General features: G+C 48.2%; 18 protein-coding genes. 9 read left to right on the top strand and 9 right to left on the bottom strand.

The window, feature by feature from the left end:
- Window positions 1-17: 17 nt before the first annotated feature.
- Together pmrA and pmrB are read left to right on the top strand one after the other, a co-directional pair.
- Window positions 18-680, top strand: a complete 663-nt coding sequence (pmrA, locus tag ETV65_RS17745) for a two-component system response regulator PmrA (RefSeq protein WP_129954325.1) — start codon at window positions 18-20, stop codon at window positions 678-680.
- Complete coding sequence (pmrB, locus tag ETV65_RS17740; RefSeq protein WP_129954323.1) at window positions 677-1,756, top strand: two-component system sensor histidine kinase PmrB; 1,080 nt, start codon at window positions 677-679, stop codon at window positions 1,754-1,756. The genes pmrA and pmrB overlap by 4 nt, the downstream gene beginning before the upstream one ends.
- Before the next feature lie 82 nt (window positions 1,757-1,838).
- Here pmrB and cgtA read toward each other — a convergent pair whose 3' ends face one another.
- The 4 genes from cgtA to rplU all read right to left on the bottom strand — a co-directional run bounded on the left by cgtA (window position 1,839) and on the right by rplU (window position 4,674).
- Entirely contained in the window at window positions 1,839-3,011 is a 1,173-nt protein-coding gene (gene cgtA, locus ETV65_RS17735) for an Obg family GTPase CgtA (RefSeq protein ID WP_129954321.1), read from the bottom strand.
- A gap of 33 nt (window positions 3,012-3,044) precedes the next feature.
- The gene (locus tag ETV65_RS17730) at window positions 3,045-4,001 is read right to left on the bottom strand and encodes a DMT family transporter (protein WP_129954319.1); all 957 of its coding nucleotides are present in this window, start codon (window positions 3,999-4,001) and stop codon (window positions 3,045-3,047) included.
- Window positions 4,002-4,086: 85 nt separating this feature from the next.
- Window positions 4,087-4,344, bottom strand: a complete 258-nt coding sequence (gene rpmA, locus ETV65_RS17725) for a 50S ribosomal protein L27 (RefSeq protein WP_013573805.1) — start codon at window positions 4,342-4,344, stop codon at window positions 4,087-4,089.
- An 18-nt stretch (window positions 4,345-4,362) separates the two neighbouring features.
- Complete coding sequence (gene rplU / locus ETV65_RS17720; protein WP_013573804.1) at window positions 4,363-4,674, bottom strand: 50S ribosomal protein L21; 312 nt, start codon at window positions 4,672-4,674, stop codon at window positions 4,363-4,365.
- Between the two features lie 259 nt (window positions 4,675-4,933).
- Here rplU and ispB point away from each other — a divergent pair, with 259 nt between their 5' ends.
- A complete protein-coding gene (gene ispB, locus ETV65_RS17715; RefSeq protein WP_129954317.1) occupies window positions 4,934-5,905 on the top strand; it encodes an octaprenyl diphosphate synthase in 972 nt (323 codons plus the stop codon).
- Between the two features lie 52 nt (window positions 5,906-5,957).
- Here ispB and ETV65_RS17710 read toward each other — a convergent pair whose 3' ends face one another.
- Window positions 5,958-6,317 carry a DNA-binding protein gene (locus ETV65_RS17710; RefSeq protein ID WP_129954315.1) on the bottom strand — a complete coding sequence of 120 codons (360 nt, stop codon included), beginning with the start codon at window positions 6,315-6,317 and terminating at the stop codon, window positions 5,958-5,960.
- A gap of 668 nt (window positions 6,318-6,985) precedes the next feature.
- On the opposite strand from ETV65_RS17710, the gene ETV65_RS17705 reads away from it, so the two are divergent.
- Window positions 6,986-7,258 (top strand): helix-turn-helix transcriptional regulator, encoded by a 273-nt coding sequence (locus tag ETV65_RS17705; RefSeq protein WP_129954313.1) that lies wholly within the window; start codon window positions 6,986-6,988, stop codon window positions 7,256-7,258.
- Between the two features lie 44 nt (window positions 7,259-7,302).
- Here the strand turns inward: ETV65_RS17705 and mdh are convergent, their stop codons facing one another.
- On the bottom strand, window positions 7,303-8,241 hold the full coding sequence (gene mdh / locus ETV65_RS17700; protein WP_129954311.1) for a malate dehydrogenase: 939 nt from the start codon (window positions 8,239-8,241) through the stop codon (window positions 7,303-7,305).
- Window positions 8,242-8,704: 463 nt separating this feature from the next.
- On the opposite strand from mdh, the gene argR reads away from it, so the two are divergent.
- From argR to yhcN (ETV65_RS17685), 3 genes are all read left to right on the top strand, one after another.
- Window positions 8,705-9,175 (top strand): transcriptional regulator ArgR, encoded by a 471-nt coding sequence (gene argR, locus ETV65_RS17695; protein WP_095923673.1) that lies wholly within the window; start codon window positions 8,705-8,707, stop codon window positions 9,173-9,175.
- 452 nt (window positions 9,176-9,627) lie between these two features.
- Window positions 9,628-9,891, top strand: coding sequence for a peroxide/acid stress response protein YhcN (gene yhcN / locus ETV65_RS17690; RefSeq protein WP_129954309.1), 264 nt, complete (start codon window positions 9,628-9,630; stop codon window positions 9,889-9,891).
- 201 nt (window positions 9,892-10,092) lie between these two features.
- Entirely contained in the window at window positions 10,093-10,356 is a 264-nt protein-coding gene (gene yhcN / locus ETV65_RS17685) for a peroxide/acid stress response protein YhcN (RefSeq protein WP_129954307.1), read from the top strand.
- Window positions 10,357-10,664: 308 nt separating this feature from the next.
- On the opposite strand, the gene mpl is transcribed toward yhcN (ETV65_RS17685), so the two are convergent.
- Complete coding sequence (mpl, locus tag ETV65_RS17680) at window positions 10,665-12,050, bottom strand: UDP-N-acetylmuramate:L-alanyl-gamma-D-glutamyl-meso-diaminopimelate ligase (protein ID WP_129954305.1); 1,386 nt, start codon at window positions 12,048-12,050, stop codon at window positions 10,665-10,667.
- Between the two features lie 167 nt (window positions 12,051-12,217).
- Between mpl and fbp the strand changes: the two genes are divergently transcribed.
- Window positions 12,218-13,222 carry a class 1 fructose-bisphosphatase gene (gene fbp / locus ETV65_RS17675; protein WP_129954303.1) on the top strand — a complete coding sequence of 335 codons (1,005 nt, stop codon included), beginning with the start codon at window positions 12,218-12,220 and terminating at the stop codon, window positions 13,220-13,222.
- A gap of 125 nt (window positions 13,223-13,347) precedes the next feature.
- Here fbp and ETV65_RS17670 read toward each other — a convergent pair whose 3' ends face one another.
- Window positions 13,348-14,919, bottom strand: coding sequence for a methyl-accepting chemotaxis protein (locus ETV65_RS17670; RefSeq protein ID WP_129954301.1), 1,572 nt, complete (start codon window positions 14,917-14,919; stop codon window positions 13,348-13,350).
- A gap of 316 nt (window positions 14,920-15,235) precedes the next feature.
- Here ETV65_RS17670 and ppa point away from each other — a divergent pair, with 316 nt between their 5' ends.
- Window positions 15,236-15,766: an inorganic diphosphatase gene (gene ppa / locus ETV65_RS17665; RefSeq protein ID WP_129954299.1), complete on the top strand. Its 531-nt coding sequence runs from the start codon at window positions 15,236-15,238 to the stop codon at window positions 15,764-15,766.
- A gap of 116 nt (window positions 15,767-15,882) precedes the next feature.
- On the opposite strand, the gene ETV65_RS17660 is transcribed toward ppa, so the two are convergent.
- Window positions 15,883-16,236, bottom strand: a complete 354-nt coding sequence (locus ETV65_RS17660; RefSeq protein ID WP_013573790.1) for a gamma-glutamylcyclotransferase — start codon at window positions 16,234-16,236, stop codon at window positions 15,883-15,885.
- Window positions 16,237-16,261 lie beyond the last annotated feature (25 nt).

Genomic DNA, 16,261 nt, shown 5'->3' with positions numbered 1-16,261 from the left:
CGGAGAAGTGCCAGACAATGAAACTGCTGATAGTGGAAGATGATGAACTTTTACGGCAGGGATTAATGCTGGCACTTACCAGTGAAAATTACGCCTGTGACTGCGCTTCTACTGCGGCGCAGGCACAAAGCCTGATCCAAACCAGCCAGTACAGTCTGGTGATCCTGGACTTAGGATTGCCAGATAAAGATGGCGCAACGCTGTTACGCCAGTGGCGTCGTCAGAACATCTCCCTGCCCGTTCTTATTCTTACCGCCCGGGATGCACTCGAAGACCGGGTCGATGGGCTGGATGCAGGTGCCGATGATTATCTGATTAAACCTTTTGCTTTAGTCGAACTGCAGGCGCGTGTTCGTGCTCTGATCCGCCGATATCAGGGGCAAAGCGACAACCAGATTTCCGTGGGTAACCTGAAAATTAATCTTTCCTCACAGCAGGCTTATCTCGGCGATACGCCGGTAGAAGTGACCCCCAAAGAATTCGCTATTTTATCACGGTTGATGATGCGTGCCGGACAGACGGTAAACCGTGAATTGCTCCAGCAGGATCTCTATACCTGGCAGGATGATTTAGGCTCAAACACCCTCGAAGTGCATGTTCATAATCTGCGCCGTAAACTCGGTAAAGAAGCCATAAGAACCGTGCGCGGTATCGGTTACAGGTTGGAAATTAGCGTATGACCAGTATGCGCCGCCGTCTGCTGGTTATGCTTGCACTGATCCTGTTCGTCACTCAGCTCACCAGTATTTTCTGGCTCTGGCATGAAAGCCAGGAGCAAATTAACCTGCTGGTTAATGACACACTTTCGGCCAAAGTCCGCAATGCTCACGTTGAGAAGGAGATTGCTGAAGCCATTGCCTCTCTGATTGCCCCTTCTTTGCTGATGATGAGCATTACCCTGTTGTTATCTTTCTGGGCCATCAGCTGGATTATACGTCCTCTTAACCAGTTACAAAAACGCCTGGAAACCCGCTCGGCCGATAACCTCTCTCCCCTGCCACTCAACAGCGAAATCAGGGAAGTTGTTGCCGTGACTAATGCACTGAATCAACTATTTTCACGACTTTCTACGACGATTCAGCAGGAGCGATTGTTCACTGCCGATGCCGCTCATGAGTTACGCACTCCGCTGGCTGGCGTCCGGCTACATCTTGAGATAATGCAAAAAAAGGGCGTGGAAGGCAGTGATACACTGATCAGCCGCATCGACCTGTTAATGCATACGATAGAGCAATTACTCATGCTTGCCCGCGCAGGTCAGAATTTTGCGAAAGGGGAATATCAGCAGGTTGATCTGATAAATCATGTCGTTGAACCACTGCGGGAAGAGTTGGGTGAAATGCTCAATGAACGTGGACAGACGCTGAAAATTCAGGTGCCACTGCATGCTGAAATACAGGGTGATGCCGTACTGCTGCGTTTGATGGTGCGTAATCTGGTCGAGAATGCTTACCGCTACGGGCCGGAAAAAAGCGATATCAACATTACCATTGTGACGCAGGATAACGGCTTTCTGATACAGATTGACGATGCGGGTCCGGGCATTGATGAGACGAAAGCCAGTGAACTGACGCAGGCTTTCAAGCGTGTCGATCAACGTTATGGGGGTAGCGGTCTGGGGCTGAATATCGTCGTCAGGATTGCACACCTGCATGGCGGTACGCTGACATTGCGAAATCGTATCGACAATGCAGGGCTCAGCGCGCAGTGCTGGTTACCGCATGTTGCACTTCAAAGCTCACTGGCACTCAACTGATGCCCGTTAATGCCTTGTAAAAAAAAGAAAAAGGCTGCCAGGGGCAGCCTTTGGTACTGAGATGAAAAGTTAATCCGCAGGATTAACGTTCGTAAATGATTTCGACACCTTCATCGTCATCTTCATCCCAGTCATCATCCCAGTCGTCGTCGGCTTCAGATTCCACTTCTGCCAGTTGTTCACGGTGATAATCATCCCACATGAACTCAACTTTTTCTGGCGCTGCCTCTTCAATTGCCATGTGCTTAGGGTTTTCGTTGATGAATTTCATCACGTCCCAGCACAATGCATTGACGCCTTCGCGGTTTGCGGCGGAGATGAGGTAATAATTACCCTCCCAGCCCAATGCGTCAGCAATTGCTTTTGCACGCGTTTCAGCTTCTTCTTTCTCAATCAGATCAACTTTATTGAACACTAACCAGCGCGGTTTTTCAGCCAGCTTAGCGTTGTATTGCTTCAGCTCGTTGATGATGACTTTAGCATTTTCGATCGGATCAGACTCATCGATCGGTGCAATGTCGATCAGGTGCAACAGAACGCGGCAACGCTCAAGATGCTTCAGGAAGCGGATACCCAGACCAGCGCCTTCCGAAGCCCCTTCGATCAAACCAGGTATGTCTGCAACCACGAAGCTTTGTTCGTGATCCATACGCACCACGCCAAGGCTTGGCACCAGTGTGGTAAACGGATAATCAGCCACTTTTGGCTTCGCAGCAGAGACGGAGCGGATAAACGTCGACTTACCCGCATTTGGCAGCCCCAGCATGCCCACGTCGGCCAGCAGCATCAGCTCAAGGGCGATATCACGCTCTTCACCTTTAGTGCCCATGGTTTTCTGACGCGGTGAACGATTCACGGAGGATTTAAAACGGGTGTTACCCAGTCCGTGGAAACCGCCTTTAGCGACCATATTAACCTGACCATTTTGCGTCATATCGGCCAGGACTTCGCCAGTACTTTGGTCAAGGACACGTGTTCCGACAGGCACTTTAATGGTGATATCTTTACCGCGTTTACCGGTACAGTCGCTGCTCTGACCGTTAGTACCGCGCTCAGCACGATAAGATTTCACAAAGCGGAAATCGATCAGCGTATTGAGGTTCTCATCAGCAACCAGGTAGACATCGCCGCCATCGCCGCCATCGCCGCCATCCGGGCCGCCACGTGGAATGTATTTTTCGCGGCGGAAGCTGACGCACCCGTTACCGCCATCACCGGCCACAACCAGAATCGTGGCTTCATCAACAAACTTCATTTGTACCGTCTCCGTAAATCATTCGCCGGGCAGCTAACGTTTAGCTACCAGGTTTTGCTCTGTCCGACGTGGCCACCATCGATGGCCAATTGCGGAAAACATTGCACCTGCCACCACCACAAATGCACCAAGATACCCAATGAAATTAAGCACCGGTGCAGCAAAAAAGTCAGGCCAGGCAAGTGCCAATAAATCTGAAAATAGCAGGGTAAACAGCGGAGTGAGTGTTACTAAAGCACTCACCTGAGCCGCCTGCCATCTCGCCATCGCTTCCGCTAAGGCGCCATATCCCACTAAGGTATTCGCGCCGCAAAACAACAGACAGGCAAACTGCCAGCCGCTGAGCTGTGAAAGCACCGCCGGGCTGGCCAGCGGGAGCAATGCGATAGAACATAAAGTGTACAGCAAAAACAGGATTTGCGGTGAAGCCAGTTGGCGCAGCAATACCTTTTGCGCCACACCGTATATCACCCAGACCATCGCTGCCCCGACGCCAAAAATCACACCCAGAGTGTAATCTGTCAGACGGGTAAAAATTTCAATCAGGCTGGTATTGAAAAACAATATCAGCCCGAAAATTAGCATAAGAGCGCCAATGACCTGCGTCACGCGCATCCTTTCTTTGAGGATGATAACGCTGGCCACCATCATACCGACCGGAGAAAGCTGGCCGATAACCTGCGACGCCGTTGGACTGAGAAACTGCAAAGAGGAACTAAAAAGCACAAAGTTTCCCAGCAATCCGCAGGTGGCGACCAGCACTAAGATCAACCAGCGCGGGCGGCTGAAAATCGCTTTAGAGGGCAATCGGCGTCTTACCGCCAGAATGCAACCCAATACGATCGCAGCTATCGAAAACCGATACCAGACCACGGTAAAGGGATCCATTACCACTAACACCTGCTTCAGGGCTATAGGCAAAGAACCCCAACTCATGGCAGTAATCAGCGCCAACAGAATCCCGACAGGTGCCTGCGATTTCGTATCCATATCCCGCCAGAATGGGCTAACCAGAATGTAAAAAGCCCCGCAACGAATTGCGGGGCTTACATCTATTTACTAAGACGCGAAAAACTTATTCAGCTTCGATGCTGATGTACTTACGGTTTTTCGGGCCTTTAACTTCGAACTTGACTTTACCGTCAGCCAAAGCAAACAGAGTGTGGTCCTTGCCGCAACCCACGTTGATACCCGCGTGGAATTTGGTGCCGCGCTGACGAACGATGATGCTGCCTGCCAGTACTGCTTCGCCGCCAAAGCGTTTTACGCCCAGACGTTTAGCTTCTGAATCGCGACCGTTACGTGTGGAGCCGCCAGCCTTTTTGTGTGCCATTGTTCCGCTCTCCTAATCTTAAGCGCTGATGCCGGTGATTTTAACGTCAGTGAACCACTGACGGTGGCCCTGCTGCTTACGATAGTGTTTACGACGACGAAACTTAACGATTTTGACCTTTTCGCCACGACCGTGAGCAACGACTTCAGCTTTGATTACACCGCCAGCAACTAAAGGCAGGCCGATGTTGATTTCTTCACCGTTTGCAATCATCAGAACCTGATCGAATTCGATAGCTTCGCCAGTTGCAACGTCCAGCTTCTCCAGACGAATAGTCTGTCCTTCGCTGACACGGTGTTGTTTACCACCACTTTGGAAAACCGCGTACATATAAAACTCCGCTTTCCGCGCACTCAACTTTGTATAGTCCAGAGGGCGCTATAAATATTCACAATAGGGCGCGAATTCTACGCAAAAAATCAGCATAAGACAAGAGCACAATCACGACAAAAGAAGAAAAAAAGCGCAGTTCTTCCGATAGCATTTATCTACACTGTTTTTCAAGTACAATCCCCTTTACAGTTAGCGCCATGTGCCAATGTGAGCCAGACCTCATTGCGGTGAAGAGAACAACAGCTGAAAAAACACAATGAACCTAGAACAGATTATTGATCTTACCCAGGACGACATGGCTGCCGTCAACGCATCCATCCTTGAACAGTTGAATTCAGAGGTTTCTCTCATCAATCAACTGGGATATTACATCATCAGTGGCGGCGGCAAACGTATCCGTCCGATGATAGCAGTACTGGCAGCCAAAGCACTATCCTACAAGGGCGATAAACACATCACGGTTGCCGCCCTGATTGAGTTTATTCATACCGCCACACTGCTGCATGATGATGTGGTCGACGAATCAGATATGCGTCGGGGAAAAGCAACGGCGAACGCTGCATTTGGCAATGCCGCCAGCGTACTGGTCGGCGATTTTATCTACACCCGCGCCTTTCAAATGATGACTGATCTGGAATCGCTTCCTGTTCTGGCTCTGATGGCAAAAGCGGTTAACGTGATTGCAGAGGGTGAAGTGCAGCAATTGATTAATTGCAACGATCCCGACATCACAGAAGCCAGTTATATGCAGGTGATTTACAGCAAAACGGCGCGTCTTTTTGAAGCCGCATCGCAAGCCTCTGCCATGCTGGCGGGTGGAAGCAGCGAGCAGATTACCGCCTTGCAAGATTATGGTCGTTATCTGGGCACGGCGTTCCAGCTAATTGATGATTTGCTCGATTATGATGCTGATGGCGAAACGCTGGGTAAAAACACCGGCGATGACCTTGATGAAGGCAAACCCACCCTGCCCCTTCTGCATGCAATGCGGCACGGCGATGCTGAGCAATCTGCTATGATCCGCAAAGCTATTGAAGAAGGTAACGGGCGTCATTTACTGGAGCCTGTGCTGGCAGCCATGCATCAGTGGGGCTCTCTGGCTTATACCCGCCAGCGTGCCGAAGAAGAAGCTGACAAAGCAATCCGGGCGCTTCAGGTACTGCCTGAGTCCGAATACCGCTCAGCGCTTGAAGGCCTTGCGCATATGTCTGTAAAACGCGATTTCTGACATTTGCCTGTCGTGCCTGCTGATTCTGGCAGGTACGACAGGCACTATTGTGCTAGTTTTTTTCAGGCTCACGTAATCTGTTGAGCAACTCAGATATCCCTTCCCTCACAATGAATGAAATGATCGTTTCACGTTCAGGTTCTCTCAGTTGCTTATAACTCTCAATCCAGATCGCCAGTGGGTCCTGATGTGATGTATAAACATATTCAGCAGAACTCTCATTCATTGATAAGCTGGCGGCGGCATTACCGGGCAAACTGTCGATGTGATATTCCACTGCACGTCCCTGAACACCCAGCCTGCGGCGTTTAATCCAGCACAATCTGCGAGCCATCCCATGGACACCTTGGGTTGACGTCGGCAGTCCTTCTTTTCCGGTCAGTTCCTTTGCTGCAAACCACTCTTTTTTCATAACATTCCTTGTTTCTTATTAAGTCAGTAAGAAAGATTGTTGTTATACATCCATGAGAGTAATACCAATATTTTCTGGTAATGAGCGTTTATATAAAGGATGGTACTAACACAAGTCATTTAGAAAAACATCTATTTGACAGAAAGAAGATATTCAATTTTCAGGAGTGAGTCTATAGATGTATTTAAATGCTTCCATGAATTATGTTTATCAAACATCGGTCAGGATGGTTAAAATTTTTTTTCGGAAAGCAGGTTAAATAAAATCTTAGAAAAAATTTAAAATCAAAAATAGATTATTTAAAAAAATCATATATAACAAATGGATACATTAAATTAAAGATAAAAAAAACCCTCCTGAAATATAACAAAACCCTCTGAATTTTTATCTTTCATCAACGTAAAAAATGAATTAGGTCAAAAAAAGCACACATCAGTTACGTTTTCATTTTAATGTTATTCAATGTAAATATTATAAACCGATACAAATCACAAAAAGCAAAAGGAATTTACTTGTTTGTCTAAATCAAAATAAGAATGTATTTTCTAAATAAGTAAAATAATGGATTTTAGGAAACATTGATATGGTTGATATAATGAGTGCACTCAGTATTGAAATCTATGTTTAATAAAATATTTATTGAAAGTCATTTTCAGAAGGAAAATATCATGACGACAAGGAATGAAGACTGGCATCAGGCAGATATTATTGCAGCACTGAGAAAGAAGGGCACCACACTCGCAGCAGTATCACGATCAGCAGGCCTGAGCTCTTCGACACTTTCTAATGCATTATCACGGCCGTGGCCAAAAGGAGAATTGCTTATCGCTGGTGCTTTGGGTGTCCATCCCTCGCTGATCTGGCCTAGCCGGTATTTTGATCCCAAAACCTCACAAATCATCGAACGCCGTTGCCGTCCGACCCATGAAACACCGCGTTAAGAAAAGCAAAAGCCGCCAGTTAACCCGGCGGCTTTGTTCAATGATCACTTATTAATAAACTGTTCACCGAGCTCAATATCTTTGCGAAGAATATCCAGCATAGAATCCAACGATTGTTGTTCAAACGCACTGAGCTGACCGACATCGATAAGTTCTGCAATACCATTTTTGCCTAACAGAACGGGTTGTGCGAAAAATCGGGCATGATCGCCTTTACCTTCCACATAAGCACATTCCACCACATTATTTTCACCCTGCATCGCCCGTACCAGTGAAAGTCCGAAGCGTGCAGCCGCCTGCCCCATCGAAAGCGTCGCAGATCCGCCACCGGCTTTAGCTTCCACCACTTCAGTCCCGGCATTCTGAATACGTTGAGTCAGAGAAGCAATCTCGCTTTCAGTGAAAGAGATATCAGGGATCTGGGACAATAAAGGCAGAATCGTCACACCAGAGTGGCCGCCGATAACCGGCACTTCGATATCTTCCGGTGGCTTACCCTTCAGTTCAGCCACGAAAGTATTGGAGCGGATGGTATCCAGGGTCGTTACGCCAAACAGTTTGTTTTTGTCGTAGACACCAGCATTTTTCAATACTTCCGCAGCAATCGCGACTGTGGTATTTACCGGGTTAGTAATGATGCCGATGCAGGCTTTCGGGCAGGTACTGGCAACTTGTTGGATCAGATTGCGCACAATCCCGGCATTCACATTAAACAGATCTGAACGATCCATACCCGGTTTACGTGCCACCCCCGCAGAAATCAGGACGATGTCGGCTCCTTCCAGAGCGGGTTTAGCATCTTCACCACAGAAACCTTTAATTTTAACCGCGGTAGGGATATGGCTGAGATCGACGGCGACACCCGGAGTGACCGGTGCGATATCATATAATGAGAGTTCGGAACCGGAAGGTAGCTGGGTCTTGAGCAGAAGCGCGAGGGCCTGACCGATACCACCCGCAGCACCTAGAACTGCAACTTTCATCCTATACTCCTTTTTTATCATTAACTTATAAGTGTCGTGGAATTAATTGGGTGTGACCTTAATCACTTACGCCGTTAAAAACAATCGCTTACCTGCAGAGAATCTGAGGTGGGTCGTTTAGAAAGTAAAAAAACACCTCCTGGTCGACCTTTTCCGCTTTTAATCACTTTTTATCGGAAAGCTTCATCATTAAAAGTAGCACCACAAAATAGGCCAGGTTAATAAATGGTTAAATTCGGTCCAATGTGAGAGCTGAATCGAGATCATGAGAGTAAACTCTTGTGCAATATAGCTCAGCCGTAATGCAAAATTTTGGCATATTCATGAAATCATCGTGGGAAATTCGTCACTTACATTCCTTGTCGCAAGCTTAATTAATGATTTTTGCAGTTAACCTCTGTTGCATAAAAATTCAATTATCTGCATAATCAGCCCCACTATGATTCAGAGACCAGGGTGCAAAATGCGTAATCCTGCTAAACAGGAAGATTTGATCAAAGCCTTCAAAGCGCTGTTGAAGGAAGAGAAATTCAGTTCTCAGGGCGAGATTGTTGTCGCTCTTCAGGATGATGGTTTCGAAAATATCAATCAGTCAAAAGTCTCAAGGATGCTGACAAAATTTGGTGCCGTCAGAACCCGTAATGCGAAGATGGAAATGGTGTACTGCCTGCCTGCTGAGATTGGCGTGCCGACAACGACCAGCCCTCTGAAAAATCTGGTACTGGATATCGATTATAACGATGCCGTTGTGGTGATCCGAACCAGCCCGGGAGCCGCACAACTGATCGCGCGTTTACTTGACTCCCTGGGGAAATCCGAAGGGATCCTCGGAACCATTGCCGGCGATGATACGATCTTCACGACACCGGCCCGCGGATTTAGCGTCAAACAATTACACGATGCGATTCTTAGTTTGTTTGAGCAAGAGCTATAGGGCTGCAACATTTTGCTCCTTTTGACGCCCTCATTCTGTGCCTGAGGTCAGAAGATCACTCCCTCTGACCTCATTCAATACACTTTCCTTCATTGATTACTGCCTTTGCGTTTATCAAAACAGCCGCCGGCACACCCCCATTTCGGTTAAATTCCGTCACAAACCACGCCATCCCGTCACATAAAGTTTTCCAGTATGTGATTCACAGCAAAAATAAGCACAAATAGTCAAATTCATTCAACTTATTGATTTTACGAAAAATTAACCTAAAAAGACCATTTTTTACTCTTTTTTTATGCTTTTTTGTTATTAAAAATACAAATAGTTGACATATAACAACCCAAATTACTATTAGCCCGCTATTAATTTATGCCGTGACTAGATGTATACTCATTTCCGTGGTGTGAAGCACCAGTTGTTAGAAACATAATAAAATCGACGAGGTCAAAATCATGAAAGTTAAAACTACTATCGCAACATTAAGCATTCTCTCTGCATTGTCATTTGGTGTTTTTGCAGCACAACCTGTTACGCAAGAACAAGCTTCAACAATGCAGCCAACAGGCATGATCAGCGTCAGTGGCGTAGCCGGCGCCCCATCAGATATCCGTCAGGCGCTGTCAGATAAAGCCGATACCAAAGGTGCTAAAGCATTCCGGGTTATCGAAGTTCGTGAGGAAGGTAACTACCACGCGACCGCAGAAATTTACCAATAAGTTCAGGTAAAAGAAGCGAAGGGGCCTGAATGACTCAGGCCCGCGCAATGCGCACTAAGAAGGATTTGTCACTGCACCATCTACGTTCCCGCACGCTTTACGTGCTCCTGAACCCGATATTACAGCCCTGATAAATCCAAACCTCAATTGACGTTGCTCTCTGATGAAAAGCACCAACGTCTGTATATTCAGGAAAATATCATGAAAATTATTACCACTATTGCCGCACTTAGCCTGTTGTCTGCTGTTTCTTTTGCTACCTCTGCCGCGCAGCTTGTCACAAACCAGCAAGCAGAAAATCTGCGACCTATGGGCACGATTAGCGTCAGTGGCGTCAACGGCGTGCCAATGGATATCCGCCAGCAGTTGTCTGATAAAGCTGAAAGCAAAGGCGCGAAATCTTTCCGTGTGATCGAGGCTTATAACAACGGCGCTTATCACGCGACAGCAGAAATCTATCAATAAGATTTCTGAGTTTCTCACTGAGATAAAACCACTGTTTGAGTATTTATTGAATTAGCGTTACCGGGTTTCAACAGCCACAAACCAGTGATAATGAGCGCTGTTGAGGCTGGAAAGAGAGTTGACACTGCCACTGCCTGACTCTCTTGCTAACGATACCCTCGTCGTCCTGTCCGACGACACCCTTTGGCCCTCAACTTTTCGAGGGCTTTTTTTTTGCCCGTTAATGACTTGAATGACTTGCTCCGGCCACTCACAGACATAAAAAAAGCACAGCGGCTGCTGTGCTTAACTCTCATAATGCGCCAGGATTATTGCTCCGGGACGGTTTTCGCTTTCACAGCCAGTGCCGCTAACAGCTTTTCATGTATGCCACCAAATCCGCCATTGCTCATGACCAGAATATGATCGCCAGGCTGCGAGGCCTTAATCACCATATCCACCAGAGAATCGACATCTGCACTCCAGTGAGCTGGCTGAATACAATGTTCAGCCACTTCGGCCACCTGCCAGGGAATGTGCTGTGGCTGTAAAAGGAAAACTTCATCAGCACGGCCCAGCGAAGGTGCCAGTTCATTTTTACTCATGCCCATTTTCATGGTATTTGAACGGGGCTCCAGCACCGCCAGAATACGCGCAGTTCCGCCGACTTTGCTGCGCAATGCAGCAAGCGTCGCCAGTATAGCCGTCGGATGGTGAGCAAAATCGTCGTACACGCAGACGTTATTTTCTACGCCGCGCAATTCAAGGCGACGGCGGGCATTAATGAAATCACCAAGTGCCCTGCAGGCATCTTCCGGCTTCACACCCACATGGCGTGCAGCAGCAATCGCCATCAGACCGTTATGCATGTTGTGCTCGCCAACCAAACTCCAGTTCACCTGCCCGACGGCTTCGCCATGCAGATAAACCTCGAAAGTGCTGGAATCCGGCGTCAGTTTTTTCGCATCCCATACACAATTTTCGGCATCACCGACAAATTCCTGCTCACTCCAGCACCCCATTGCCATCACTTGTTTCAGCGGCGTGTCGTGCTCAGGCAGAATGATTTTCCCCTTGCCTGGCACCAGACGTACAAGATGGTGGAACTGTTTCTGAATCGCTTTCAGATCATCAAAGATGTCAGCGTGATCGAACTCAAGGTTGTTGAGGATCAGCGTACGCGGGCTGTAATGAACAAATTTGGAACGTTTATCGAAGAACGCACAGTCATATTCGTCGGCTTCCAGCACCATAAACGGGCTGTTGCCCAGACGCGCGGACACCTCAAAATTGCCCGGAACGCCGCCGATGACATACCCGGGTTCATAACCACAAGCCTCCAGGATCCACGTGACCATGCCGGCAGTGGTGGTTTTACCGTGCGTCCCCGCAACAGCAATGACCCAGCGCTCTGGCAGGACATGATCATGTAACCATTGCGGGCCCGAGACATAAGGGATCCCCTGCTCCAGCACGGCTTCGACGCAAGGATTACCGCGCGTCATCGCGTTGCCGATGATCACCAGATCCGGTTGAGGATCTAACTGGGCAGGATCGTACCCCTGGATCAGGTCGATTCCCTGATTTTCCAGCAGCGTACTCATCGGTGGATAAACGTTATCGTCCGAACCGGTTACCTGATGCCCCTGTGCACGTGCCAGCATCGCCAGCCCGCCCATAAACGTGCCGCAAATCCCAAGAATATGAATGCGCATATATTTTCCATTAATGCCTTTAAGTCAGCCGCTATTCTAACGCTCAGAATCCTCCAGAAGAAATGGATTTGCCTATGATTCATCCATATATTTGGGCTAAACTGCTCACGTTCTTGTGAAATTTTTATTAACGTACCGTTATCTATCCTCGATTCAGGGAAAGTGTCATGAAAACGTTAGGCGAATTTATTGTTGAGAAGCAGCAAGATTTTCCACATGCAACGGGTGAACTCACGGCGTTACTTTCAGCAATAAAACTCGGCGCTAAAATCATTCACCGTGATATCAACAAAGCGGGTCTGGTCGACATTCTGGGTACCAGTGGTGCAGAGAATGTGCAGGGTGAAGTACAGATGAAGCTTGATCTGTACGCCAATGAAAAATTAAAAGCCGCAATGAAGGCGCGTGGTGAAATTGCCGGTATCGCATCGGAAGAAGAAGATGAGATTGTCATTTTCGAAGGTGAACGCGCTGAAAACGCAAAATACGTCATTTTGATGGATCCGCTGGATGGTTCTTCAAACATCGATGTTAACGTCTCTGTCGGAACAATTTTCTCGATTTACCGCCGTACTACCCCGCTGGGCCAGCCGGTAACAGAAGCTGACTTTCTGCAACCGGGGAACCGCCAGGTTGCCGCAGGCTATGTGGTGTATGGATCCTCCACCATGCTCGTTTACACCACCGGCGCAGGCGTGCATGCCTTTACCTATGATCCTTCACTCGGTGTTTTCTGTCTCTCTCATGAAAAAGTCTGTTTCCCTGAAAAGGGCAATATGTACTCAATCAACGAAGGCAACTACATTAAATTCCCGCTTGGCGTTAAAAAATACATCAAGTATTGCCAGGAGCAGGATGAAGCGACGCAACGCCCTTATACCTCACGCTATATCGGCTCGCTGGTGGCAGATTTCCACCGCAACCTGCTGAAAGGTGGCATCTATATTTATCCAAGCACGGCCAGCCATCCGAACGGAAAACTGCGCCTGCTGTATGAATGCAACCCAATGGCTTTCCTGGCCGAGCAGGCAGGCGGTAAAGCCAGTGACGGTAAAAACCGTATTCTGGATATCATCCCGCAGAAACTGCATGAGCGTGCACCCTTCTTTGTAGGCAACTGTTCGATGGTTGAAGACGCAGAACGCTTTATCGCCCAGTTCCCGGATGAATAACTGAACGACATATCAGAATCATCACAACATGAGCGTGGTCGCTGTGTAGCTTCGCATTGACCTGAATGTAAAAAGGTGACCTTAGGGCCACCTTTTTTATTGTTTACTGTTCAGGATTTCTGTTCTCAGAAATGATCGGCGCGATTGAGTTTAAATACCGCCATGCTTTTTGCCAGTAACTGCGCCTGCTCTTCCAGTGAACGCGTGGCTGCTGTCGCCTGCTCCACCAGCGCGGCATTTTGCTGCGCCACCTGATCCATCTGTGTAATCGCCACGTTCACCTGTTCGATGCCGTGCGTTTGTTCTGTCGTCGCGATAGAAATTTCACGCATCAGGCTGGTCACACGCGTCACTTCGCCGGAGATTTCCAGCATAGTGTCTGCAGCGGATTTCACCATCTCTGAACCTTCAGCGACCCGGCTTTCAGAATCCACGATCAGTTCTTTAATCTCTTTGGCAGATTGAGCACTGCGTTGCGCCAGGCTTCGCACTTCACCCGCCACCACGGCAAAGCCGCGGCCCTGCTCACCTGCACGCGCAGCTTCAACCGCCGCATTCAGCGCCAGAATATTGGTCTGGAAGGCAATGCCATCAATGACCGTAATAATATCGCCGATACGTTTTGAGCTCTCTGTGATGCCCTGCATTTTATCCATGACCTGATGGACGACCTCACTGCCTTTATTCGCAATCAATGACACACTTTGCGCCAGCTGATTAGCCTGGTCAGAGTTTGCCGCATTCATGCGAACGGTTGAAGTCAGCTGTTCCATACTCGCGGCAGTTTCCTCCAGCGACGCGGCAGATTCTTCGGTACGCTGCGCCAGGTGGACGTTACCGGCAGCCAGCTCGCGCGAGCCGACATCGATCTGATTTCCGGCATCACGTACGCGACCGACAGACAATGCCAGTGAATCCTGCATCTGCTTCATCGCTTTCAGCAGACGCCCCATTTCGTTATTACGGGAATCATCTATTTCGTGGGTCAGATCGCCCCTGGCGATATATTCAAGCTGCGCGATAGAGAAATTCAGCGGATGTATAATGATTTTTTGCAACGCGAACCACGCCAGCACAGCGATAATCAGCGCGATGATAAAACTCGTGATAATCACCGTCAGCTGAATACGTGCATTGGCGCGGGCCTGTTCGATCCGCTGACGGGTGTTATCTACGGCGTAGGTACGGAAATCCGCCAGCGCTTTATCATAAGCATTGCTGTAAGGCGTGATTTTATTTTCCAGCACATCGTAATAGCCGTCTGCACTTTGCGCCTGGATTGCTGCCAGCAGCGGCATTAATCCGTTAGCTTTATAGGCATCATAGGTTTTCTTCACCGCATCGGATAAATCTCTGCCCTGCTGAGTATCATCCTGGATGCTGACAAATTTCGCCAGATCGGCATCGGCTTGTTGGATATAACCGGCAATGCGGTTTGCTGTATTTTTCGCATCATCCATCATGCCAATTTCCAGCTGACGCACCGCCACACCGCTGGCAACACGCGTGCGCAGCGAAAAACTGTAGCTGTCGGCCAGTGAACCCAGTTCATCGCCCTGAAGCTGGTTAATGTGTTGCAGCGAAATCGCACTTTGCCGGATGGCATTTGCACCCAGTACGCTAACCAGCAACAGAATCAATGTCATAACTACCAGCAGGCCAATCAGACCGGCTTTTACGCTCAACTTATTCAACATACGGTGTTATCCAGCCATTCAGGTGAAAAGGAGTTGCATCAGATGGGTAGGGATCAGGTTAATCCTGATTTTTTGTTTGAATATTGTTATCGGCAATAGTTTGAATATCTTGATAAGAAAGGGAAAAACAGGCAGTTACGCGGAAAAATGTCAGGCAAGTAAATTTTACTGCCAGGACGGAAGATTCAGCCGGGGTTGAACAGCAGGTCATGCCGGGGAATGCGCATATACGATTCGATGAAAAGGGCGGGAAATCGCGGGAGAGTTGGCTATAATGTGCAGCACTCTATTCCTGGTTCAACGAAGGAAACCAACAATGAGCTTACTGAATGTGCCGGCAGGCAAAGAACTGCCAGAAGATATCTACGTAGTGATCGAAATCCCTGCAAACGCAGACCCAATCAAGTACGAAGTAGACAAAGACACCGGTGCACTGTTTGTAGACCGTTTCATGTCTACTGCGATGTTCTACCCGTGCAACTACGGTTACATCAACCACACGCTGTCTCTGGATGGCGACCCGGTTGACGTTCTGGTTCCAACACCATACCCGCTGCAACCAGGTTCTGTGATCCGTTGCCGTCCGGTAGGCGTTCTGAAAATGACGGACGAATCTGGCGAAGATGCGAAAGTTGTTGCGGTTCCGCACACCAAACTGAGCAAAGAATACGATCACATTAAAGATGTGAATGACCTGCCAGAACTGCTGCGCGGCCAGATCACCCACTTCTTCGAGCAATATAAAGCGCTGGAAAAAGGCAAATGGGTCAAAGTTGACGGTTGGGCAGATGCTGCTGCAGCAAAAGCTGAAATCGTGACCTCTTTCGAACGAGCTAAAAACAAATAAGTTTTCTGCCGTTTGAACGACCAACGTTCGGATAAAAAAACACCGCCAGATGGCGGTGTTTTTTTATGTATTAAGCGCTGTCAGACAACGATTATTTTAAGACGACCTTGCTCAGATTACTCACTTACTGCTTCGTTACGCTTAACCCAGTCGCCACCCTCAATTCTCGGCACACCATCCAGTGAGCGAATGTAGAGGTAAATCCAGGCGCTGCCATAAGGTGTCGAAATCAGCTCACGACGATAATCTTTCGTATTACTTTTCAGCTCATCTAACTCAGCCATAATGGACGAGTTAATGCGGTAAACTTCGCAATAGACTTTGCCTTCCCCTGGTATAACAGCAGGATAATGACCCAGATTATACAGGGCGTACCCTTCCAGCTCATGGTCACCCAACCATTGAGCATTCGTCATCCAATGACTGTTGCCTTGCTTGCGTCGTAAGCTACCGTAAACAATTATTCGCATGTTTATATTCGTATAGTAAAAGTCA

This window comes from Rahnella sp. RFA10(1/100) (assembly GCF_004195115.1).
GTDB lineage: Bacteria > Pseudomonadota > Gammaproteobacteria > Enterobacterales > Enterobacteriaceae > Rahnella > Rahnella perminowiae.
The sequence above is the reverse complement of the archived record's forward strand: the minus strand, read 5'-3'. Positions and strand labels throughout refer to the sequence as shown.

Excerpts from the sequence above, each read along its gene's own strand:
- pmrA (WP_129954325.1), top strand. The coding sequence starts at position 18 with ATGAAACTGCTGATAGTGGAAGATGATGAACTTTTACGGCAGGGATTA.
- pmrB (WP_129954323.1), top strand. The coding sequence starts at position 677 with ATGACCAGTATGCGCCGCCGTCTGCTGGTTATGCTTGCACTGATCCTG.
- cgtA (WP_129954321.1), bottom strand. The coding sequence starts at position 3,011 with ATGAAGTTTGTTGATGAAGCCACGATTCTGGTTGTGGCCGGTGATGGC.
- ETV65_RS17730 (WP_129954319.1), bottom strand. The coding sequence starts at position 4,001 with ATGGATACGAAATCGCAGGCACCTGTCGGGATTCTGTTGGCGCTGATT.
- rpmA (WP_013573805.1), bottom strand. The coding sequence starts at position 4,344 with ATGGCACACAAAAAGGCTGGCGGCTCCACACGTAACGGTCGCGATTCA.
- rplU (WP_013573804.1), bottom strand. The coding sequence starts at position 4,674 with ATGTACGCGGTTTTCCAAAGTGGTGGTAAACAACACCGTGTCAGCGAA.
- ispB (WP_129954317.1), top strand. The coding sequence starts at position 4,934 with ATGAACCTAGAACAGATTATTGATCTTACCCAGGACGACATGGCTGCC.
- ETV65_RS17710 (WP_129954315.1), bottom strand. The coding sequence starts at position 6,317 with ATGAAAAAAGAGTGGTTTGCAGCAAAGGAACTGACCGGAAAAGAAGGA.
- ETV65_RS17705 (WP_129954313.1), top strand. The coding sequence starts at position 6,986 with ATGACGACAAGGAATGAAGACTGGCATCAGGCAGATATTATTGCAGCA.
- mdh (WP_129954311.1), bottom strand. The coding sequence starts at position 8,241 with ATGAAAGTTGCAGTTCTAGGTGCTGCGGGTGGTATCGGTCAGGCCCTC.
- argR (WP_095923673.1), top strand. The coding sequence starts at position 8,705 with ATGCGTAATCCTGCTAAACAGGAAGATTTGATCAAAGCCTTCAAAGCG.
- yhcN (WP_129954309.1), top strand. The coding sequence starts at position 9,628 with ATGAAAGTTAAAACTACTATCGCAACATTAAGCATTCTCTCTGCATTG.
- yhcN (WP_129954307.1), top strand. The coding sequence starts at position 10,093 with ATGAAAATTATTACCACTATTGCCGCACTTAGCCTGTTGTCTGCTGTT.
- mpl (WP_129954305.1), bottom strand. The coding sequence starts at position 12,050 with ATGCGCATTCATATTCTTGGGATTTGCGGCACGTTTATGGGCGGGCTG.
- fbp (WP_129954303.1), top strand. The coding sequence starts at position 12,218 with ATGAAAACGTTAGGCGAATTTATTGTTGAGAAGCAGCAAGATTTTCCA.
- ETV65_RS17670 (WP_129954301.1), bottom strand. The coding sequence starts at position 14,919 with ATGTTGAATAAGTTGAGCGTAAAAGCCGGTCTGATTGGCCTGCTGGTA.
- ppa (WP_129954299.1), top strand. The coding sequence starts at position 15,236 with ATGAGCTTACTGAATGTGCCGGCAGGCAAAGAACTGCCAGAAGATATC.
- ETV65_RS17660 (WP_013573790.1), bottom strand. The coding sequence starts at position 16,236 with ATGCGAATAATTGTTTACGGTAGCTTACGACGCAAGCAAGGCAACAGT.